The sequence below is a fragment of the Ferrovum myxofaciens genome (assembly GCF_013181415.1).
GTDB classification, from domain to species: domain Bacteria; phylum Pseudomonadota; class Gammaproteobacteria; order Burkholderiales; family Ferrovaceae; genus Ferrovum; species Ferrovum myxofaciens.
This window is the reverse complement of the sequence record NZ_CP053676.1, coordinates 2645357-2664699: the sequence shown is the minus strand read 5'-3', so window position 1 is coordinate 2664699 and position 19343 is coordinate 2645357. Positions and strand designations below refer to the sequence as shown.

Genomic DNA, 19343 nt, shown 5'->3' with positions numbered 1-19343 from the left:
CATGCCCAATATTTTACATCGGTCATCCGGGAAGGTCCTTCGTCGACCAGGATGTCCTCATGTCAATAAGACTTGCTTGATTCAGACTAATGACCGCGTATTTTGGTCAAGAAGATTAAATACCAGATTGCCCGGCATTCCTTTCGGCCCACATTCTTCGCTTCCCGCCCTCCTCATACCGAAACAACTTCAATTTCCGGTTCAATAGTTCGCACCAAATTTTCGATAGCAATCAGTGTACCAGTCTGAGAGCTCGGACAACTTCCACAAGTTCCGTAATAACGAATACAAAGAACGTTTCCACACAGGGTCATGACTTCCAGATCCCCTCCATCCCCAAGCAAAGTAGGACGGATATGCTTGTCGAGAAGTTGTTTTATGGCCAGCAATCGAGGATCATCGTCTTTTTCCGGCTCAGAATCCACCCTCACAGGCATTTCTGCCGCCCTTGCTTCACGAATGGGTTGCGCCACCTTTCTGGCCAGATCTGCCCATTCTGTATTACCATCCTGGGTCACTGTAATCCAGTTATCCGCATAGAACACATTGGTCACATGAGGGATAGCGAACAACCGGCTGGCCAATTCATCGCCTCCTGCTTCTTCAGGACTGGCATAATTTTTTGGTTTTCCCCAGACCAGACGATCCTTGAGCACGAATTTAATGGCATTAGGGTTGGGTGTATCTTCGATATCAGCAATTTTTGGCATCATCCCTCCTGTATCGGGTCATCTTTTCCCTCCGTGGAGGCGGACTGCACAGAATGGATCGCCGCCGTAAGTGTATGCCAAGGCAAAATTGCGCATTTAACTCGCGATGGCAGATCCTTGATCCCCTCAAATACCTTGAGACGACCCAACCGATGTTCGCCATTCATATCCAGAGTCCCTGTCGTCATTCCTCTGAACTGCGAAACCAGTTCTTCCGCTTCCCTCACAGTCAACCCTTTCACAACTCCCGTCATCATGGAAGCGGAAGCTTTACAAATGGCGCACCCCTCTCCCTCGAATGCCACCGCTTGAATCAAATCGCCCTCCACATTCATGGTCAGATGAATCGAATCTCCACATAAGGGATTGTGACCATCCGCATGTCGATTGGCTCCTTCAAGTCGACCATAATTTCTTGGCTTTCGGTTGTGATCAAGAATAACTTCCTGATACATCACACGCATTTCGCTCATTGAAAAATCCCCTGTACCTTGACGATTCCCTCCATCAGACGATCAACCTCGGCTTTGGTATTATAAAAAGCAAAGGATGCGCGGGCTGTCGCCGGTACCTTGAATCGTTGCATCACCGGTTGTGCACAGTGATGTCCGGTTCTGATGGCAATTCCGTAATCGTTCAGGATCGTCCCGACATCATGGGGATGAACTCCCTCTATCTCAAAGGATAGAACTGCCGCTTTTTCTCTTGCCGTCCCCACGATTCTTATCCGGTCCAGTTCCTTGATCCTGGCAGTGGCATAATCCAGCAACTCATGCTCATAGCGTTCTATATTTTCGAGACCAATCTCCTGCAGATAGTCGATAGCAGCACCTAACCCCACGGCCGCTGCGATTGCTGGCGTTCCTGCCTCGAATTTGTACGGGATAACGTTATAGTCGGTTTTTTCAAAGGTCACCGACAGAATCATATCCCCCCCTCCCTGATAGGGCTGCATCCGTTCCAGCAATTCAGCCTTACCATAGAGCACCCCAATACCCGTGGGACCGCAGAGTTTATGGGAGGAGAAGGCATAAAAATCACAATCCAGATCCTGGACATCCAAGGCTTTGTGGGGTGCCGCCTGAGCTCCATCGATCAATACCGGAACGCCATATTGATGGGCATGGGAAATCATCGCCTTGATCGGATTTACTGTCCCCAACGCATTGGACACATGAGTGATCGCCAGCAACTTAGTATTGGAGTTAAAAAGTTTGTAAAACTCTTCCTGAATCAACTCCCCGGAATCATCCATTGGAATCACCTTCAGGACCACTCCTTTCTCATGGGCCAACATTTGCCAGGGCACGATATTGGAATGATGTTCGAGGGCGGACAGAATGATTTCGTCCCCTGCCTTTAGAAATGCTCGACCATAACCATGCATGGTCAAGTTAATGGCCTCCGTCGTCCCCCGGGTAAAGATGATCTCCCGCGACTCCCGCGCATTGAGAAAAGACCTGACTTTCTCCCGGGCACTTTCGAATTCCCGGGTTGCAGTTTCACTGAGGTAATGAACGGCACGATGAATATTGGCGTGTTCAGATTTATGGTAACGCATCAGACGATCAATGACGGACTGAGGCATCTGACTGGAAGCGGCATTATCGAGATATACCAGAGGCTGTCCATTAACCATCAGATCCAGTATGGGAAAATCCGCACGAAGGGCTTCGGGATTCATACCAGTCTCCCTTCCATCGATTCTCGAAGTGACCGGACCAGATTTGGAATGGGGATTCGATCCATGATTTCAGCTGCAAAGGCATAGATCAGTAATTTTCTAGCCTGTGCTTCCTGCAACCCTCGACTCATGAAATAAAAAAGTTCTTCAGCGTCGAGTTTTCCCATGGTTGCTCCGTGTTTGCAACTTACATCGTCATTCATGATTTCAAGCTGCGGTTGAGCATCGATCCGGGCTTTGTTGGAAAGCAGCAAATTACGGCTCGACTGTCGTGTATCCGTTCCCCTGGCACCCCTATGCACCACGATATTGCCGCTAAAAACGGCAGTGGAATTTCCACTTGCAATACATTTATGTTGTTGAAAACTGCGACAATCAGGCACAAGATGGTCGATTCTGGTATGAGTGTCCGCAACCTGGTTTTCATCTGCCAAAATCAAACCATCGAGCCGTGCTTCAGCTCCCTCTCCCTGATGAAGAATCCGCTGGTCGTGGCGCGAAAATCTCCCTCCCAAAGCCAAGGTCGTCGAATCATAGTGAGCCCCACGAGACAGTGACACCAGAGCATGACCCATATGTACCGCTTGAGCGCCTTCACGCTGAATCCTGATATGACGCAAATCGGCTCCTTCGCCCAGGACAACTTCTGTCATGGTGTTAACCAGATAAGGAGAATCCGGACCGGTATATTCCTCCACCAGAGTCGCCTTGGCCATTGCTCCCAACACCACCAGGGCTCTCCCATAGAGCGATATCGGTTTCTGATGCCCCGTCGTCACATGAAGAACATGGACGATCTGTTGTGTCTCTCCTTGAACATGAACCCAGGCACAATCTGTAAAGTTCCTCCCATTGATTTGTGCAAAAACCGAGTCCTTCATCCCTTTATCGAAATGGGTATGAAGTGATTTATCCTCCTGACCAAGGGGAGAAACCCTGATTCCTTCCTGACCAGAAAGATCGGATAATTTCGAATGATAGAAACCATCCACAAATACGATCCGACATGAACCTGGAATCATGAAACCCTCGATGGAGGGAATTTGCAGTGCCTTTCCAGCAGGAAAAAACTCTTGATCGTAGAACGCCTCCAGCCCGGTCAAACGCCAGTCATCGTGCTTGTCCTGTGGCAGCTTGAGAGTTCTGGCTCGCACTTCGGCCTGTTCCCGCAATGCTGAAAAAGCATCGCGTTGTGCAGTGCCTGTTAACAATCCCTGAAAACAGTCATCGGGTTTCATGCCACAGCCCTCAACCAATCATAGCCCCGTTCTTCCAGTTCCAGTGCCAATGTCTTATCCCCCGTCTTGACGATTCTTCCAGCATCCATCACATGAACAAAATCCGGCACGATGTAATTCAATAATCTCTGGTAGTGGGTCACCATCACAATGGCATTATGTTCCGAGCGTAGACTGTTCACCCCATTGGCCACGATCCGCAGGGCATCGATATCCAAACCGGAATCAGTTTCATCCAGAATCGCCAGTTTCGGATCAAGCAGAGCCATCTGCAAAATCTCGTTGCGCTTTTTTTCACCGCCCGAAAATCCTTCATTGACGCTTCTATCTAGGAAAGCAGGATCCATTTCGACCACCTTGATTCTTTCCTGGACCAGATCGTCAAACTCCAACGGATCGAGTTCATCTTTCCCCCTTGAGGTCTGAATCGTGTTATACGCCAACCTAAGGAAAGCGCTGTTCGACACTCCGGGCACTTCCACAGGATACTGAAATGCCAGAAAAAGCCCGGCGCGTGCCCGTTCCTCCGGCGCCAACTGGAACAGGTCCTGTCCGTTGAACAAAACTTCACCGCCGGTGACCTGATAGGAAGGGTGTCCTGCCAGCACCTTTGAGAGGGTACTTTTACCGGAACCATTGAGCCCCATGATGGCATGGACTTCACCGGCATCGATTTCCAAGTCCACTCCCTTGAGAATGGGAATCCCTTCTACGCTTGCTTTCAATCCTTTCACTTCGAGTAGTTTCATCCCACACTCCCTTCCAGTTTCAATCCCAGCAATTTAGTGGCTTCCACTGCAAACTCAAGTGGAAGATGCATGAATACATCGCGACAAAATCCGTTTATAATCATCGAAATGGCGTCTTCTTGCCCAATTCCTCGCTGCGCAAAGAGGAACATCTGGTCCTCACCAATCTTCGAGGTAGAGGCCTCATGTTCCACTACCGCCGTATCGTTCCGCACTTCCACCGTCGGATAGGTGTTAGCACTACAGGCATCGCCAATCAACATCGAATCGCATTGTGAATAGTTTCGTGCTCCCGTGGCATGGGGAAGAATTTTGACCAATCCACGGTAACTATTGTCCGATCGTCCCGCTGAGATCCCCTTGGAAACAATGGTGCTTTTGGTGTTACGACCCACATGCACCATTTTCGTACCGGTATCCGCCTGTTGCCGATGGTTGGTCAATGCTACTGAATAGAACTCTCCAACCGAACCTTCTCCAAGCAATATGCAACTGGGATATTTCCAGGTAATTGCAGAACCCGTTTCCACCTGAGTCCAGGAAATTTTTGAATTAACGCCTCGACACATGCCCCGCTTGGTAACAAAATTGTAGATACCACCGACTCCATTTTCATCACCGGCGTACCAATTCTGCACAGTTGAATATTTGATTTCCGCATGGTCCAGTGCCACCAGTTCAACCACCGCCGCATGGAGTTGGTTGGTATCAAAACGCGGGGCCGTGCACCCCTCCAGATAGGACACGGAAGCCCCTTCTTCCGCGATAATCAAGGTTCGCTCAAACTGACCCGAGCCCTCGGTATTGATCCGAAAGTAGGTGGACAGGTCCATGGGACATTTTGTCCCCTTGGGAATAAAACAGAAAGATCCTTCCGTAAAAACTGCAGAATTCAAAGCCGCATAATAATTATCGGCGGGAGGAACCACGCTTCCCAGATACTTTTTCACCAATTCCGGATGATCCTTGACTGCCTCCGAAAGTGAGCAAAAAATGATTCCCACCTCAGCCAATTTTGCTTTGTAGGTCGTCGTCACCGAAACACTGTCAAAAATGACATCCACCGCCACGCCCGTCATCACTTTTTGCTCGTGCAACGGCACCCCCAATTTTTCGAAGGTTTTTCTTAATTCAGGATCCACTTCGTCCATGCTGCCGAGCTGTTTTTTAGGCTTGGGCTGCGCAAAATAAATAATCTCTTGAAAGTCAATGGGTGCATGACTAACCTTGGCCCAAGAAGGATCTTCCATCGTCAACCAACGCTGGTAACTCGCCAGACGAAAGTCCAGCAACCATTCAGGTTCACCTTTTTTAGCGGAAATCATCCGAATCACAGCTTCATTCAAGCCCTTGGGAACAACTTCAGTTTCGATATCTGTTACGAAACCATGACGATAGGGTTGATTCACCAGTTGCTGCAAAGTCGTATTCATGGTTTCTCCTCAACAGAAAAACTTTCTCCACAGCCACAACTCGCCTTGATGTTGGGATTATTGACCTTGAACACCTGACTCAATCCCTCCCGCACATAATCCAGTTGCGATCCATTCAGATAAGGAAGACTCCTTTGATCGATAACCAGTTTCACCCCAAAACTTTCGAAGACGCTATCAGCTTCCCCAATTTCTCTGGCAATATCGAAGACATAGGCCAAACCGGTACAACCGGCCTGTTTAACGCCCAAGCGCAAGCCAATCCCACCCACTGCGCCAGACTTGACCTGCACATGGCGCGCCGCACTTTCCGTCATCATGACTGTCATGAGATCAACTCCCTCAAATGGAAAATGAACTGCCACATCCACAAGTAGTCGTGGCATTAGGATTTTTAATAATGAAGCGCGAGCCCTCCAGATCTTCCATGAAGTCAATTTCAGCTCCATTCAAATACTGAAAACTCGTCGGATCAATCACCATGTTCACCCCATTTCTGGTGACCACCGTATCATCCTCGGCCATAGATTCCTCGAAGGAAAATCCATACTGGAGCCCGGAACATCCGCCCCCCGTGACATAAACTCTCAACTTCAAATTCAGATTTCCTTCTTCGACCAGAATTTCTCTGACCTTATCAGCGGCACCTTCTGTAAATATGACGGGATCTAACATGGTCTGTCCTTTCAAGTGAGTTGACAGGGTAGAACAAAGCAATTCCCGTACCAGAATTCAACTTATTGATTAAATTAATATTAATAATTTTTGGATTGTCTGCTTTATGACGCCCCAGTCAACAAATGCTGGGGCTCACAGCAATTTGTTGAAAACCATACAATCGTGACAACACCTTCGCCAAAATCACTCATGAAAAACTTTAATCATTTGATTATAAATCATTATTTTAATTGGCACGGCAATTGCTAATGAATTTGGGCGAGGGCATTCCAGAACAGGCAATGTCGGTGCAAGAATCTTCAATGGACGGGAGTTGCAATGACAATTTTTACTCAAAAGTTAAGCGCATTGTCATCGGCTGAAGAATTTTTGGATTTTTTTTCAGTTGAATATGATCAATCCGTGGTGCATGTGAATCGCCTCCACATCTTGAAGCGATTCAATCAGTACCTGCGCGCTACGCCGGGCACCAACCAGATGGAGGACGAGGCCTTACGAATTGTCTGCCGCGATCTTTTGAAACGATCCTATGAAGATTTTGTCAAGTCGACGCCAGCCCAGGAAAAAGTTTTCAAGGTATTCCGTGACCAAGAAGGGCAAAGTGTCGGACTAACTTCCCTCAAAACCACCTTGCCTTCGCAGCAGCGCTCATAGGAGCGATATCATGCATATCGTCGTTTGCATTAAACAAGTTCCGGATAGCGCCCAGATTCGTGTCCACCCGGTTACAAATACCATCATGCGACAGGGCGTCCCTGCAATCGTCAATCCCTATGATTTATATTCTCTGGAAGAGGCTTTGCGACTCAAGGATCGATATGGCGGTCGAATCACAGTGCTGTCAATGGGTCCTCCACAAGCAGAGACGGCTCTGCGTAAAGCCATTTCATTCGGGGCAGACGAAGCCATTCTGGTAACGGATCGTGCCTTTGCGGGTTCTGACACTTTGGCCACCAGTTACGCCTTGGCGTCAGCCATCCGTCAAATCCAGAAGGATATTCCGGTGGATCTCGTATTTGCAGGGAAGCAAACCATTGATGGCGATACGGCCCAAGTGGGGCCAGGCATCGCCAAAAGATTGGATATGAGGTTGCTCACCTACATTTCAAAAATCAGGGAACTGGAAATAGACCATGGAACCATCACCGTTGAGAGACGTGCCGAAGGTGGCGTACAGGTTCTGAAAACCAAACTTCCCTGCCTGGTCACCGTGTTGGAAGGTACCAACGAAATGCGCTTTGCCACCATGAACAACATGTTCAGGGCAGCACGCCACCCACTCAAAGTCTGGAACAAGGAAAGTGCTGGAATCGAAGACCTGACCAAAATTGGGCTCAAGGGTTCACCCACCATCGTCAGTAAAGTATTCGCTCCGTCTCCAAAGGCAGTGAAAGCGGAAATCATCGATACAGAAAGCAATCAACCCAAAGACCTGGCAGTGACCTTACTGGCCAAATTATTTACGAAAAAGCCTGACTTGGCACAAGACATTGCCAAAAATGCTCCCTGATCTGCTGTGAGGAAAAATCATGAGTGAAGTCACAGAACCTAGAAAACCCACCAGAAAGAAGGTTGAACTCGATCCAAAACTTGCACTGTACAAGGGAGTCTGGGTTTTCGTTGAACATGAACGGGGTCAAGTTCATCCGGTATCCTGGGAACTGATGGGAGAAGGCCGAAAACTCGCTGACAAACTGGGGGTTGAACTTGCTGGCATTGTTATGGGCGCACCAGGAGAAGACGTACAAAAATTCTGCCATCAGGCGATGCATTATGGCGCAGATTTGTGCTACCTGATCAAAGACGAAGTTCTAAAAGATTACCGGAATGAACCCTTTACCAAAGGACTGACGGATCTGGTCAATGCATGGCAACCAGAAATTCTTTTGATTGGAGCCACGACCCTTGGGCGTGATCTTGCAGGTAGCGTAGCGACGACATTGAAGACGGGTTTGACTGCAGACTGCACGGAACTGGCGATTGACATGGATAATCGAAGTTTGGCAGCCACCCGACCCACTTTCGGCGGCAGCCTGCTTTGCACCATTGTCACACTCAATTACCGTCCACAGATGGCCACGGTGCGTCCACGGGTAATGGCAATGCCCCCTCGGGATGAATCCAGGACCGGTAAAATCGTCGAACATCCCTTGGGCATGATCGAAACAGCCATCATCACCAAGGTCCTGGAATACATTCCTGACAACGTACAGGGAAAACCCCAACTTGCCTTTGCTGACATTATCGTTTCCGGCGGACGGGGGATGAAAAAACAGGAAAATTTTCAAAGAATATGGGATCTTGCCAAAGTGCTGGGGGCCGAGGTTGGTGCTACCCGACCTGTTGTGCAAGCCGGATGGGTCGAAGCAGATCGTCAGGTGGGACAGTCTGGAAAAACAGTCAGACCAAAACTTTATATTGCGGCCGGTATTTCAGGAGCCATTCAGCATAGGGTTGGCATGGAAGACTCCGATGTAATTATTGCTATCAACTCCGATCCAAATGCGCCGATTTTTGATTTTGCGACTTATGGCATTGTCGGTAATGCCATGGTTATTGTCCCAGCACTGACTGATGCGTTCAGACAGCATCTGTCCACATCCCGAATGGCCGGTTGAGGAGGATTCACCATGGCGGAAAAATTTGACGCAATCGTTGTCGGCGCAGGTCCCTCTGGAAATGCCGCCGCCTACACACTGGCCAAGTCAGGCCTCAAGGTTCTGCAGATCGAACGCGGAGAATATCCCGGATCCAAGAATGTACAGGGGGCTATTTTATACTCAGACGCCTTGGAGCGAATCCTTCCGGATTTCAGGGAGGATGCTCCTCTGGAACGTCATATCATTGAACAGCAGATGTGGATCCTGGATGACGAATCCTATGTCGGCAGTACTTATCGATCGGCCGAGTTCAATAAACCACCTTACAACCGCTATACCATCATTCGAGCTCAATTTGATAAATGGTTTTCCAAAAAGGTACAGGAAGCCGGGGCCCTGCTGATCTGTGAAACCACGGTATCCAATTTACTCCTTGATAAAAATCGGGTCATTGGTATACAAACAGACCGGGAAGGCGGTGCAATTTATGCTGACATCGTTATCCTGGCCGATGGGGTGAACTCCCTCCTTGCCAAAAAAGCCGGATTCCACCCTGAACTCAATGCCAAGGATGTGGCTCTGGCCGTTAAGGAAATCCATTTCCTGCCGCAGAATATCATCGAAGAACGCTTCAATATTGACGAGGAAGAAGGGGTCGTCATTGAAATGGCGGGGAAAATCACCCAAGGCATGGTGGGTACAGGATTTCTCTACACTAACAAAGAATCCATAACGATTGGTGTCGGATGCATGCTTTCGGATTTCAGACAGCAGGAAACAACGCCTTATTTGTTGCTTGAACAGATGAAAGCCCATCCTGCCATCAAGCCACTGCTGGCCGGAAGCGAAATGAAGGAGTATACCGCCCACCTCATTCCCGAAGGCGGTTATAAGGCTATCCCCAAAATCTATGGCGATGGCTGGATGATGGTGGGAGACGCCGCCATGTTCGTCAATGCGGTTCACCGTGAGGGTTCCAACCTCGCCATGACCTCCGGTCGTCTTGCAGCCGAGACAGTGATTGAACTCATAAAACAGAATAAAGAAATGACCGAGGCTAACCTTTCACTCTACCGCGAAAAACTCGATGACAGTTTTGTACTGAAAGATCTGAAAAAATATAAGGATATGCCGGGAATATTGCATAAGAATCACCAGTTTTTCACGACCTATCCGGAATTGGTCAATCGAGCCGCGCATTCCATGCTTACCGTGGATGGTGTCGATAAAAAAACCAAAGAACTTGAGATCCGCCGCAGTTTTCTTAATAAACGCTCGCTCTTCGGACTGATCGGCGATGCATTCAAAATGTGGAGGGCCTTCGAATGATCAAGGTAGAAAACAAACTATTTCAGAATCGTTACAAGGTGGATGCAGGGCATCCCCATATCACGATCAAGAATCCAGACACCTGTCAGAACGATTGTAAAACGGTGTCCTGTACCGTCTGTTGTCCGGCTGGTTGTTATACCCAGGAGGGGAATGGAAAAATCGTTCTCATTACGGATGGCTGTCTCGAATGTGGAACCTGTCGGATTATCTGTTCGGAATTCCAGAATGTTGATTGGAATTACCCCCGAGGTGGCTACGGTATTCTCTTTAAATTCGGTTAAATTAACAACAAGGATCATTTATCATGCCAAGACCCAGAAAGCATGTTTTCGTTTGTAATCAATCCCGCCCTCCAGGACATCCACGAGGTTCCTGTAGCAAAAATGGCGGGACAGAACTTTTACAGGCATTCTGGCAAGAGTTACAGAAAAGAAACCTGTACGAAGTCATTGCCATCACTTATTCGGGCTGCATCGGCCCTTGCGATCAAGGACCCAACGTCCTGGTTTATCCTGAAGGAACCCTCTACAGTAAAGTCAGCCCAGGGGATATTGGTGAAATATTTGACAGCCATTTACTCGGCGACCAACCTGTGGAACGCCTCCTTGCCCCTAAGGACATTTGGAACTAACCTAAAAATCAAAGAGAAAATATGACACTCATCACTACACTCGAACAGGAAAAAAAACTTCTTTCCCCAGTTTTTTCTGGAAAAACCGGGAAACCAGAAACTTATGGATTTCGCGGTAATCTGGTACTCAAAGAAGCCGAAAAATTTGCCGATGAAGCTCGTCCACCGGAAATTATGGCGGATCAGGTCATTCTCTCGGCTGATTCTCAAAAAATCTATTTTCTAGGCTGTCATGTGGACTCCTTGGCTCATCTTTCCCTGATCGTCAACATGTTGAAACCTTATCTGGATGCACAGGGAAAATATTTTGTCTTTGCAGGAAACATTGATATATCACAAAAATACTTCATTGAACTCGACGGTTTTAGTTTTTATATCCTACCGCTGGATGAAGCCACCGTCTGGAACGAATTGCTCGAATGCTTCAATCTGGACCGAGGGAATCTTAAAAAACTGGGTTCAGGAGAGAAGATTGACGCCGTAGCCAATGCTGCTGCCAAGTTTGTCGGTAAATTCAAAACGATTACTTTTGAAGAAGGTCTGGCAGTCATGGGACCCGTAAGAATTCCTGAAAATAGGCCTGTATGAGTCGAGTTCTGTATGGCGGCGAAACGACTCCGGATATTGCCGAACTTCTTGAGGAGGCGATGAGTCGTTATGGCGAAACGGATAAAGCGGAGGCCTCACTGGTTGAGGCGCTCAGGCGGTCTCCCAAAAGTCTTCCCGTCCATTTTTCGCTCTACAAGTTTTACTTTTACAAGAAACGACTGGACGATGCTGAAAAAGTCGTCCAGAATTCCCTGTTGGAAGCAGCTTCCCAGGGAGGATTCAATCCAAACTGGGAAACTCTCGATAGAAATTCAACCGACTGGGGAAATAGTAGTGCTCATTTCTATCTCTTCAGCCTCAAAGCATTGGCCTTCATCCGACTTCGCCAGGGGAATGAGACAGGTTGCCTATCGGTCCTGAACAAGTTGCTGGAATTGGATCAGGGAGACAAGGTTGGTGCTTCTGTCATCAGCGACATTGCCAAGGGGGCCCATGGAAACTATAAATCCTCACTATGAAAACCTAGGAGGGGAACCGGGTATCAGAAAACTGGTTGAAGCGTTTTACCACATCATGGATACCGATCCCATGGCAACCCGAATTCGCCAGTTGCATCCCGAAGATCTCAGTTCTTCGAAAGAAAAACTGTTCATGTTTTTATCTGGCTGGTTGGGCGGACCACCACTCTATATTGAAGCGTATGGACATCCTCGGCTTAGGCAACGTCACCTTCCTTTTCCCATCGGAGATGAGGAACGGGATCAGTGGATGGGATGCATGCATCAAGCCCTGGAACAATGCGGTCTCGACGAAGAACTCAAGCAGCAACTGATAGGTTCATTTTCAAAAACAGCCGATTTTCTGCGAAATAAAAAATAGTCAATTCCATAATTCCCCCAATGTGTCATTATGTTCCAGTTTTATAATGCCTTGGGCTGGAAAGAAAACAAAGTTGGATTATCTTTTTTGTAGACTCTCAACCACATCAGGGTAGCGGGAATCAATGAGGTGATGGCAAACCAGAGCGCCTCATTTTCAGCGCTCCCTCCCTGACCAATCTGGACTGTCAAGACTTCAAACCCTGCCCAATCCAGTTCCGGCATCATGTTACAGATCGAAGGGGAGATATTTTTAGCCAGGCCGGTCATGGTTAAAATCTGATGTTTGACTTCTGCACGTGTCAATCGACTGGATAGAAACTCATCCTTTTCCAATCCCTCGGCCAGAATCAGCACATTCGTGCAAACCTCATCCAACGACATCAGCATTGCGGCATCCAACATAGAAAGCATCCGTAAATTATTGGGAGATAGGAATTCGCCTGTGGGTTGGCGCTGTTACATCGACCTTGTCCCCAGAATTTCTGGCCCGAAACAATTGTCATAATCCTGACAAACACTGCAACTGGGAGCACGACATACCTTGACATCCAGCATGTCACAAAACTGCTTGTAGAGAAACTTTTTCCATTTCATATTGGAACTATTTTTGAGAAACAGCGGGTTGAAATGATCCCTGAAAATATCGCTCAAGGCATTCCTGTCTGGCAGACCCATGTCCTGCCAAAGATGATCGTTTCCAAAACAGGCCAAAGCCATTTCATGGGCATAACTCTCTGCCTCATCGCTACTCTTGTGCATGAGCAGCAGAGCCAGCAAATCATCATATTCATCGACTCTGGCTGCTGCAATCTTCACGATTTTGGTAGAGAGTTCCAATTCTCATGCCGTCATGGGTTCATGAGTGTAGCACTTCTTGGGGCAAATTTTTGAGCACGCTTCACAGCCCACGCAATTCATCTGATTGGCGATGGTCATGACCTTTTTTTCATACTCGTCATCATCTTCCTCATCGCTCGCAATGCTCACGATTTCGCCTTCATGATCAATACCCACCAGTTGTAACACCTCGCGACCACAAACTTTAAAGCAGCGACCACATCCTATGCATTTTTCCTGATTGATCGTTTTGACGAACTTTGGAACCCAAGTACGACCATCCGGCATGGTGACGGTAATATCGCTCATGTCAATTCCTCCCTGCCCTGATAATTTTCGTCTTGTCGATTTCCTGATCCAGGAACCCACCAAATGTATCAAATGGTTTCAATAATTGTTCCACGTCATCCGCTGTCCGGAGGAACATCCAGTGCAGGACATCATACATATCCGCTGTAAATTGAGTAAGATCAACCATTTTCAACCTCCTCTTCGAAATCAATATCTCTTTGCTTTCCCTTCATCATGACTTTTCGCAGCCAGGGCGGCGGAGTACCTTTTAAAACATCCGACAGTTTCTGCAACAGATCTGAAATTTCCTCAGGCTGATGAACCTTGATCGGATGAATCTTATGGGCCACCACCCTGGCCGCCCCTGAACCCCCAATTGCTGCAACATAGAGAATGGCGCAATCCTTGATCATCTCGATTTTTGGCGCAAGCTTGTCTTCATTCCCGTCTTCCTGCAGGTCTCCATCAAACTGGATCGCTTCGAGAAATTCACTTCCCTCAGGATTCACCTCGTAAATCACAATGTTTTTTGCCCATCCGAAGTGGGCATCAACTCTTTTCAGATCCTGGGTAGCAAACGCAACTTTCATACTGCCTCCTTGCAATGATGATTTAATGACCCGAAGCCTGCGCACCTGTGTCTCTCCATGTATCTGGTCCGGCTTCACGGTGACTGCTCATGAATATATTTCCTATTTCAAATATCAGATCACGGGAACCTTTGTACCCCACTGAAATTCGGTGCGCCGCACCCAATCTGTCAAAAATCGGCATGCCCACACGGAGAAACGGAATATCCAGCCGCTCGGCCATCTGTCTACCATGGGAATGGGTAAGCAATAGATCACAACCCTGAGCCCTGGATTCCAGATCCTCCAGATCTCCAATCAATACTTCGGTGGCCGAGATACGTTCCAGCATTTCGGAAGATGTGGTGGTTACAGCCGCATGAATTTTGCAACCCATTTCCACCAACAGCGAGGAAAGCCCCCAGAGCAAATCAGGTTCTGCACCAATTGCTATTTTTTTCGCCCCAAAAAAGAAATGGCCATCGAGCATGGCATCCACCAACTGACTTCGCTGCCGTCGGTATTTTCCAGGAACCGGCTTACCACTTGTTTTGGAAAGAAATGCCATAAATTCGTCATTAGCTCCCAAGCCCAGCAAGCGATCAAAAATGACATAGGGAACTTCGGCTTTCATGCTCAGTTCCACTGCTGCCGGAAGCATGTGTTCACCAATAACCAACGTCACTTCAGATGAACCCATACAGCGAATTTCATCCAGCGTCGTTCCACCGGTGGTCGTCGGTTTGAAATCTACGGGTACATGACCATCCAGAGAGCCTGAGATGTCTGGCAATATGATGGGGTCAAGACCAAAATCCTGAATAACCTGACGAATATCCTCGATATCGCCGGGTGACAGATGACTACCTGCCAGCACATTGACCTGGCTTCTGATTTTTTTGGCTGCAGGCTCCACCAATTCCCGTACGATTCGAACCACCGCTTTGGCCCATCCATCCTGAAATGCACCCTGATAATCTGGTGTCGAAACATATACAATAGCCAATTCATTCAGTTCCGGATGTTTTTTGCGAATAAGCCGGAGATAACCGTCGACGTCGTCACCTTTTGTTTCTGTTAATCCAGTGGAAGCAATCCCGATAATGCGTGGCTTGGCTCTGGTCCAGATGTTCAGGATGGCCTGTTCAACGTTGTCCATTCCCCCCAGAATGGTGGTGGCTTCATTCATGGCGGTGGTCTGAAGCGGAATATTCTCTCGAAAGTGGCGCACGAATAGAACCATGCCAAAAGCCGTACACCCCTGGGATCCGTGGAGTGCTGGCATACAGGCATCCAGTCCAAGAAACGCCAACGCAGCACCAATAGGTTGGCTCATTTTTAGCGGATTGACCGTACAGGCCTTATGGGATGTCACTACGTTTGCCATGGTCATGGTTCCTTCCCTGTGGGACAGGCGCTTAAGTTCATAAACAATTTCAAGCAATTACCATGCCATCATTAACACGTTGATTTATAGAGTATTATTTTTTGTACGAAAGCACACAAAGACGACATAACCCCACAAGCCATTCCATACCCAGAACGCAAACAAATATTGTCTAAAGCACGGAAATTCAGCCGACAACAAAACGCCCATGAACTCTCGAATCCATGGGCGTGATGATCAAAAAATTTTGCAAGTCAGAACTTGACCACAATCTCCTCATCTCTGACGATATACTGACAAGCCAGACGCCAGGGTGGCGGAATATCCTTGAGTTCGGCTTCTTCAATCTGTGCCTTGGTGATTTTTCCTGCCAATTTAAGCACCGTCTTTTCTTTCTCCGTCAAATGCATACCCATGGGTTGCTTATTGGTAAGGACGATGACTTCTACCGCACAGGAACCGCACTCCCCATTTTCGCACTCGAATTCCACAGGGATCTTGTTTGCCTTGGCAACTGCCAACAAAGTGTGACAGTCTCCTGCCGTGGCATAAACCGTGATGTCTTTTTTAAGTTCGGGTGAACTGAATGTTACATTGGCCATGGACTTCCTCTCCTCTGGAGTATGGAACCTTTTAATAAGGCTGGAGAGCGGACCTGTGCTCTCCAACCCAAACTTCGCCTCAGCGGATGATGTCGAAACTATAGTCGCTCTTGGCAGGAATATTGGTATTCTTGTCCATCTCGTCAAATATCTTGTCGAGTACCGTCACCAATACATTCATCCCGCCCTGATAACCCCACACCGGATAACGGTGATGGTGATGCCGATCAAAAACCGGAAATCCAATCCGGATCAGTGGAGTCCCCGTATCCCGTTCCAGATACTTCCCGTAGGTATTCCCAATCAAAAAGTCCACCGGTTCCGTAAACAGCAGTGAACGCATGTGCCACAGGTCCTTCCCGGCATAGGCATGACACCCCGCTCCGAAGGGGGAAGAAGCCAGCAAGGCTTCCATCTTCCCGAGCCAGTCATTCCCCCCATTGGTGGACAATACATGCACCGGCTCCGCCCCAGTTCCATCAAAAAGGCTGCCAGCCCCAGACACAGGTCAGGATCCCCATAGATCGCAAACTTCTTCCCGTGAATATGCGCGCTTGAATCCGCAATCGCATCCACCAGACGTCCTCTTTCCTTCGTCAGCAATGCCGGAATCGCCTTACCCGTGATCCGCGATATTTCCATCAGAAACTTGTCCGTCCCAGCCACCCCAACCGGATGGTTGAAGGACACCACTTCCTGACCATGGGTCGCTGCATACGACAACGTCTTCTCGGTGCAATACTGTTGCATCGAAATCGTCGCCTTCGCATTCAACGCCGCCGCCGTATCCTCCAGCGTCGTGCCGCCGTCGTACATCCGGAATTCACCATCCGCAGGCGTATCAAATACCTCACTGTTGTCCGCCAGGATCGTGTAGTCCACCCCCATCAGATCCAGCATCCGTTTCACTTCCCGCGTATTCCCCACGGTGTAACCGTCAAATCCCCCAATCAGGTTGATCTTGTCCTTCGCTACCCGTGTCTTCCCTTCCCAAAAAATTCGACAGAATCCCCTTCAACGCGTTGTCATACCCCCGTAATGTGGCTTCCCACAAAGGCCGGCGTATGTGCATAGGGCACCGGAAAATCTTCAGGCACACTCCCCTTGTTGCGCGCATTGGTGATAAACCCGTTCAGGTCATCCCCAATCACTTCCGCCATGCAGGTCGTGGATACCGCAATCATCTTTGGCTTGTACATGCTGTAGGTATTGGACAACCCATCGATCATGTTGTTCAGACCCCCAAATACCGCCGCATCTTCCGTCATCGACGACGAAACGCAGGATGACGGCTCCTTGAAGTGCCGGCTCAGGTGGCTTCGGTAATACGCCACGCATCCCTGGGATCCATGCACAAACGGCATCGTCCCTTCAAACCCCCACCGCCACAAACACCGCCCCCCAACGGTTGGCATGCCTTCGCCGGATTCACCGTCAATGCTTCCCGTCCAAAAATTCTTCTCCCGGTATTCCCAGGTCTTGGTCCACTCCCGAATCTCCTCCACTCGCTCCTTCGGGTGTGAATTCTCAAAAATTCTTCTTCTTGTTCTCGAACATCTCCAGATATTCCGGCTCTCGAAATAAATTGAAATGATCCAGTACGCTACTCGAGTTCTGCGTCATGATGTCTCTCCTATCACAATATTAATCGGCTTCAACTATTCGCCCAGGGCGTCTTGGTCAATCCCCAGATCGGATTGTTGATCGCCATATCCATATCCCGCGCAAATATGGCAAATCCGTCATACCCGTGGTACGGACCCGAATAATCCCAGGAGTGCATCTGCCGGAACGGCACTCCCATCTTCTGGAATACATACTTCTCCTTGATCCCAGACCCCACCAGATCCGGCTGGACCTTCTCTACAAACTTCTCGAACTCATAACCCGTCACATCGTCATAAATCAACGTCCCGTCCTTCACATAGTGGGTCGTGCGCTGGTAGTCGTCGTTATGACCAAACTCATAGCCCGTCCCCACCACTTCCATCCCGAGATCCTCGTATGCACCAATCACATGACGCGGACGCAACCCTCCCACAAACAACATCACCGTCTTCCCCGCCAGACGGGGCTTGTACTTGTCAATCACCGCCTGCATCAACGGCTTGTACTTCGCAATCACTCGTTCCGCCCCTTCCTTGATCTTGTCATCAAAGTGGCTTGCAATTTCACGCAACGATGCCTCGATCTTCGAAGGTCCAAAAAAGTTGTACTCCACCCAGGGAATCCCGTACTTCTCTTCCATGTGTCGCGAGATATAGTTCATCGAACGATAACAATGCAGCACATTCAGTTTCGCCTTCGGCGTGTTCTCCAACTCCGCTATACTCCCGTCCCCAGACCATTGCGCAATCACCCGCAATCCCATCTCTTCCAGCAAAATCCGCGAGGCCCAGGCATCCCCACCAATGTTGTAGTCCCCAATGATCGAAACATCATAGGGTGTACTCACAAACTCCGGATGCTTCCCTTCCGACTTGTCAAATATCCAGTCCCGCACCGTGTCATTCGCAATATGGTGCCCCAGCGATTGCGATACTCCACGAAACCCTTCGCATCGCACCGGCACAATCGTCTTCCCACCAAACTCCTTCGACTTCTTCTTCGATACCGCCTCGATATCATCCCCAATCAGTCCGATCGGACATTCCGACTGTACCGTGATCCCCTTGTTCAACGGAAACAGATCCTCGATCTCGTCCATGATCTTCTCGAGTTTCTTGTCCCCACCAAAAACAATGTCCTTCTCCTGAAAGTCCGAGGTAAACTGCATCGTCACAAAGGTATCCACCCCCGTCGTGCCGATGTAGTAGTTCCTGCGGGCCGCCCACGAATACTGTCCACAGCCCACCGGTCCGTGACTGATGTGCACCATGTCCTTGATCGGCCCCCACACCACCCCCTTCGATCCTGCGTACGCACATCCACGGATCGTCATCACTCCAGGAATCGACTTGATGTTCGACTTCACATTGCAGTCCGTCTTCCCTTCTTCGTACACATTCAGATGTTTGGCTCGACGCTTCGCTGTCTTCTCGGGATAAACCTCCAGAACTTCCTCGATCAGCGCCTGGTTTCTTACTTTCACTTGCTCTACTGTCAGGCTCATTTCGCCCTCCTATAAAAAAAAATGAATAAAGGGTTTACAAGACCCGGAAAATCTCCACCC

The 19343-nt window shown here is 48.8% G+C and carries 27 protein-coding genes and 1 pseudogene; 9 read left to right on the top strand and 19 right to left on the bottom strand.

All coding sequences use genetic code 11. The features are described 5' to 3' along the window. Positions 1-173 precede the first annotated feature (173 nt). From HO274_RS13330 to erpA, 8 genes are read right to left on the bottom strand one after another with little or no spacing between them, the layout of a single operon-like run. Positions 174-713 carry a NifU family protein gene (locus HO274_RS13330; RefSeq protein ID WP_197456462.1) on the bottom strand — a complete coding sequence of 180 codons (540 nt, stop codon included), beginning with the start codon at positions 711-713 and terminating at the stop codon, positions 174-176. Beyond that, a complete protein-coding gene (gene sufU / locus HO274_RS13325) occupies positions 710-1183 on the bottom strand; it encodes a Fe-S cluster assembly sulfur transfer protein SufU (protein ID WP_062188233.1) in 474 nt (157 codons plus the stop codon). The genes HO274_RS13330 and sufU overlap by 4 nt, the downstream gene beginning before the upstream one ends. Further along, a complete protein-coding gene (locus HO274_RS13320; protein ID WP_273120398.1) occupies positions 1180-2394 on the bottom strand; it encodes a cysteine desulfurase in 1215 nt (404 codons plus the stop codon). Before HO274_RS13320 ends, sufU begins: the two co-directional genes overlap by 4 nt. Then, positions 2391-3632: a Fe-S cluster assembly protein SufD gene (gene sufD, locus HO274_RS13315; RefSeq protein ID WP_273120396.1), complete on the bottom strand. Its 1242-nt coding sequence runs from the start codon at positions 3630-3632 to the stop codon at positions 2391-2393. Before sufD ends, HO274_RS13320 begins: the two co-directional genes overlap by 4 nt. Next, entirely contained in the window at positions 3629-4381 is a 753-nt protein-coding gene (sufC, locus tag HO274_RS13310; RefSeq protein ID WP_062188236.1) for a Fe-S cluster assembly ATPase SufC, read from the bottom strand. The genes sufD and sufC overlap by 4 nt, the downstream gene beginning before the upstream one ends. After that, positions 4378-5814 (bottom strand): Fe-S cluster assembly protein SufB, encoded by a 1437-nt coding sequence (sufB, locus tag HO274_RS13305; RefSeq protein WP_062188237.1) that lies wholly within the window; start codon positions 5812-5814, stop codon positions 4378-4380. Before sufB ends, sufC begins: the two co-directional genes overlap by 4 nt. Next, a complete protein-coding gene (locus HO274_RS13300) occupies positions 5811-6143 on the bottom strand; it encodes a HesB/IscA family protein (protein ID WP_273120394.1) in 333 nt (110 codons plus the stop codon). The genes sufB and HO274_RS13300 overlap by 4 nt, the downstream gene beginning before the upstream one ends. A gap of 13 nt (positions 6144-6156) precedes the next feature. Beyond that, positions 6157-6489, bottom strand: coding sequence for an iron-sulfur cluster insertion protein ErpA (erpA, locus tag HO274_RS13295; protein ID WP_062188239.1), 333 nt, complete (start codon positions 6487-6489; stop codon positions 6157-6159). 321 nt (positions 6490-6810) lie between these two features. On the opposite strand from erpA, the gene nifW reads away from it, so the two are divergent. The 9 genes from nifW to HO274_RS13260 are packed head-to-tail and all read left to right on the top strand — an operon-like array spanning position 6811 to position 12483. After that, positions 6811-7146, top strand: a complete 336-nt coding sequence (nifW, locus tag HO274_RS13290) for a nitrogenase-stabilizing/protective protein NifW (protein WP_062188240.1) — start codon at positions 6811-6813, stop codon at positions 7144-7146. 10 nt (positions 7147-7156) lie between these two features. After that, positions 7157-8002, top strand: coding sequence for an electron transfer flavoprotein subunit beta/FixA family protein (locus HO274_RS13285; protein WP_062188241.1), 846 nt, complete (start codon positions 7157-7159; stop codon positions 8000-8002). A 19-nt stretch (positions 8003-8021) separates the two neighbouring features. Beyond that, positions 8022-9110 (top strand): electron transfer flavoprotein subunit alpha/FixB family protein, encoded by a 1089-nt coding sequence (locus HO274_RS13280; RefSeq protein WP_062188242.1) that lies wholly within the window; start codon positions 8022-8024, stop codon positions 9108-9110. A 12-nt stretch (positions 9111-9122) separates the two neighbouring features. Then, entirely contained in the window at positions 9123-10421 is a 1299-nt protein-coding gene (locus HO274_RS13275; protein ID WP_273120388.1) for an FAD-dependent monooxygenase, read from the top strand. Beyond that, positions 10418-10705 carry a ferredoxin family protein gene (locus HO274_RS13675; RefSeq protein WP_062188244.1) on the top strand — a complete coding sequence of 96 codons (288 nt, stop codon included), beginning with the start codon at positions 10418-10420 and terminating at the stop codon, positions 10703-10705. The genes HO274_RS13275 and HO274_RS13675 overlap by 4 nt, the downstream gene beginning before the upstream one ends. A gap of 23 nt (positions 10706-10728) precedes the next feature. Next, positions 10729-11055, top strand: coding sequence for a (2Fe-2S) ferredoxin domain-containing protein (locus HO274_RS13670; RefSeq protein ID WP_082783402.1), 327 nt, complete (start codon positions 10729-10731; stop codon positions 11053-11055). 21 nt (positions 11056-11076) lie between these two features. Further along, complete coding sequence (locus HO274_RS13270) at positions 11077-11643, top strand: hypothetical protein (RefSeq protein ID WP_062188246.1); 567 nt, start codon at positions 11077-11079, stop codon at positions 11641-11643. Next, positions 11640-12122, top strand: coding sequence for a tetratricopeptide repeat protein (locus tag HO274_RS13265; RefSeq protein WP_156472668.1), 483 nt, complete (start codon positions 11640-11642; stop codon positions 12120-12122). Before HO274_RS13270 ends, HO274_RS13265 begins: the two co-directional genes overlap by 4 nt. Next, positions 12097-12483 carry a group II truncated hemoglobin gene (locus HO274_RS13260; protein WP_062188247.1) on the top strand — a complete coding sequence of 129 codons (387 nt, stop codon included), beginning with the start codon at positions 12097-12099 and terminating at the stop codon, positions 12481-12483. Before HO274_RS13265 ends, HO274_RS13260 begins: the two co-directional genes overlap by 26 nt. A gap of 41 nt (positions 12484-12524) precedes the next feature. Here the strand turns inward: HO274_RS13260 and HO274_RS13255 are convergent, their stop codons facing one another. From HO274_RS13255 to nifD, 11 genes and pseudogenes are all read right to left on the bottom strand, one after another. After that, the gene (locus tag HO274_RS13255; protein ID WP_197456463.1) at positions 12525-12887 is read right to left on the bottom strand and encodes a ribonuclease HepT family protein; all 363 of its coding nucleotides are present in this window, start codon (positions 12885-12887) and stop codon (positions 12525-12527) included. Between the two features lie 54 nt (positions 12888-12941). Then, a complete protein-coding gene (locus HO274_RS13250; protein WP_273120384.1) occupies positions 12942-13301 on the bottom strand; it encodes a nitrogen fixation protein NifQ in 360 nt (119 codons plus the stop codon). A 24-nt stretch (positions 13302-13325) separates the two neighbouring features. Further along, positions 13326-13631 carry a ferredoxin III, nif-specific gene (gene fdxB, locus HO274_RS13245; RefSeq protein WP_062188564.1) on the bottom strand — a complete coding sequence of 102 codons (306 nt, stop codon included), beginning with the start codon at positions 13629-13631 and terminating at the stop codon, positions 13326-13328. A 1-nt stretch (position 13632) separates the two neighbouring features. Further along, positions 13633-13800 carry a hypothetical protein gene (locus HO274_RS13240; protein ID WP_156472730.1) on the bottom strand — a complete coding sequence of 56 codons (168 nt, stop codon included), beginning with the start codon at positions 13798-13800 and terminating at the stop codon, positions 13633-13635. Further along, positions 13793-14203 (bottom strand): nitrogen fixation protein NifX, encoded by a 411-nt coding sequence (gene nifX, locus HO274_RS13235; RefSeq protein ID WP_062188565.1) that lies wholly within the window; start codon positions 14201-14203, stop codon positions 13793-13795. The genes HO274_RS13240 and nifX overlap by 8 nt, the downstream gene beginning before the upstream one ends. A 22-nt stretch (positions 14204-14225) precedes the next feature. Then, the gene (gene nifN, locus HO274_RS13230) at positions 14226-15569 is read right to left on the bottom strand and encodes a nitrogenase iron-molybdenum cofactor biosynthesis protein NifN (protein WP_062188567.1); all 1344 of its coding nucleotides are present in this window, start codon (positions 15567-15569) and stop codon (positions 14226-14228) included. A 254-nt stretch (positions 15570-15823) separates the two neighbouring features. Continuing rightward, positions 15824-16171: a 2Fe-2S iron-sulfur cluster-binding protein gene (locus HO274_RS13225; RefSeq protein ID WP_062188566.1), complete on the bottom strand. Its 348-nt coding sequence runs from the start codon at positions 16169-16171 to the stop codon at positions 15824-15826. 79 nt (positions 16172-16250) lie between these two features. Then, positions 16251-17098 (bottom strand): annotated as a pseudogene (locus HO274_RS13220) (nitrogenase component 1). 98 nt (positions 17099-17196) lie between these two features. After that, on the bottom strand, positions 17197-17676 hold the full coding sequence (locus tag HO274_RS13215) for a nitrogenase component 1 (RefSeq protein WP_273120378.1): 480 nt from the start codon (positions 17674-17676) through the stop codon (positions 17197-17199). A gap of 22 nt (positions 17677-17698) precedes the next feature. Continuing rightward, on the bottom strand, positions 17699-17794 hold the full coding sequence (locus tag HO274_RS13210) for a DUF3364 domain-containing protein (protein WP_273120376.1): 96 nt from the start codon (positions 17792-17794) through the stop codon (positions 17699-17701). 31 nt (positions 17795-17825) lie between these two features. Next, positions 17826-19283: a nitrogenase molybdenum-iron protein alpha chain gene (nifD, locus tag HO274_RS13205; protein ID WP_031595776.1), complete on the bottom strand. Its 1458-nt coding sequence runs from the start codon at positions 19281-19283 to the stop codon at positions 17826-17828. Positions 19284-19343 lie beyond the last annotated feature (60 nt).

Excerpts from the sequence above, each read along its gene's own strand:
- HO274_RS13330 (WP_197456462.1), bottom strand. The coding sequence starts at position 713 with ATGATGCCAAAAATTGCTGATATCGAAGATACACCCAACCCTAATGCC.
- sufU (WP_062188233.1), bottom strand. The coding sequence starts at position 1,183 with ATGAGCGAAATGCGTGTGATGTATCAGGAAGTTATTCTTGATCACAAC.
- HO274_RS13320 (WP_273120398.1), bottom strand. The coding sequence starts at position 2,394 with ATGAATCCCGAAGCCCTTCGTGCGGATTTTCCCATACTGGATCTGATG.
- sufD (WP_273120396.1), bottom strand. The coding sequence starts at position 3,632 with ATGAAACCCGATGACTGTTTTCAGGGATTGTTAACAGGCACTGCACAA.
- sufC (WP_062188236.1), bottom strand. The coding sequence starts at position 4,381 with ATGAAACTACTCGAAGTGAAAGGATTGAAAGCAAGCGTAGAAGGGATT.
- sufB (WP_062188237.1), bottom strand. The coding sequence starts at position 5,814 with ATGAATACGACTTTGCAGCAACTGGTGAATCAACCCTATCGTCATGGT.
- HO274_RS13300 (WP_273120394.1), bottom strand. The coding sequence starts at position 6,143 with ATGACAGTCATGATGACGGAAAGTGCGGCGCGCCATGTGCAGGTCAAG.
- erpA (WP_062188239.1), bottom strand. The coding sequence starts at position 6,489 with ATGTTAGATCCCGTCATATTTACAGAAGGTGCCGCTGATAAGGTCAGA.
- nifW (WP_062188240.1), top strand. The coding sequence starts at position 6,811 with ATGACAATTTTTACTCAAAAGTTAAGCGCATTGTCATCGGCTGAAGAA.
- HO274_RS13285 (WP_062188241.1), top strand. The coding sequence starts at position 7,157 with ATGCATATCGTCGTTTGCATTAAACAAGTTCCGGATAGCGCCCAGATT.
- HO274_RS13280 (WP_062188242.1), top strand. The coding sequence starts at position 8,022 with ATGAGTGAAGTCACAGAACCTAGAAAACCCACCAGAAAGAAGGTTGAA.
- HO274_RS13275 (WP_273120388.1), top strand. The coding sequence starts at position 9,123 with ATGGCGGAAAAATTTGACGCAATCGTTGTCGGCGCAGGTCCCTCTGGA.
- HO274_RS13675 (WP_062188244.1), top strand. The coding sequence starts at position 10,418 with ATGATCAAGGTAGAAAACAAACTATTTCAGAATCGTTACAAGGTGGAT.
- HO274_RS13670 (WP_082783402.1), top strand. The coding sequence starts at position 10,729 with ATGCCAAGACCCAGAAAGCATGTTTTCGTTTGTAATCAATCCCGCCCT.
- HO274_RS13270 (WP_062188246.1), top strand. The coding sequence starts at position 11,077 with ATGACACTCATCACTACACTCGAACAGGAAAAAAAACTTCTTTCCCCA.
- HO274_RS13265 (WP_156472668.1), top strand. The coding sequence starts at position 11,640 with ATGAGTCGAGTTCTGTATGGCGGCGAAACGACTCCGGATATTGCCGAA.
- HO274_RS13260 (WP_062188247.1), top strand. The coding sequence starts at position 12,097 with ATGGAAACTATAAATCCTCACTATGAAAACCTAGGAGGGGAACCGGGT.
- HO274_RS13255 (WP_197456463.1), bottom strand. The coding sequence starts at position 12,887 with ATGTTGGATGCCGCAATGCTGATGTCGTTGGATGAGGTTTGCACGAAT.
- fdxB (WP_062188564.1), bottom strand. The coding sequence starts at position 13,631 with ATGAGCGATATTACCGTCACCATGCCGGATGGTCGTACTTGGGTTCCA.
- HO274_RS13240 (WP_156472730.1), bottom strand. The coding sequence starts at position 13,800 with ATGGTTGATCTTACTCAATTTACAGCGGATATGTATGATGTCCTGCAC.
- nifX (WP_062188565.1), bottom strand. The coding sequence starts at position 14,203 with ATGAAAGTTGCGTTTGCTACCCAGGATCTGAAAAGAGTTGATGCCCAC.
- nifN (WP_062188567.1), bottom strand. The coding sequence starts at position 15,569 with ATGGCAAACGTAGTGACATCCCATAAGGCCTGTACGGTCAATCCGCTA.
- HO274_RS13225 (WP_062188566.1), bottom strand. The coding sequence starts at position 16,171 with ATGGCCAATGTAACATTCAGTTCACCCGAACTTAAAAAAGACATCACG.
- HO274_RS13210 (WP_273120376.1), bottom strand. The coding sequence starts at position 17,794 with ATGACGCAGAACTCGAGTAGCGTACTGGATCATTTCAATTTATTTCGA.
- nifD (WP_031595776.1), bottom strand. The coding sequence starts at position 19,283 with ATGAGCCTGACAGTAGAGCAAGTGAAAGTAAGAAACCAGGCGCTGATC.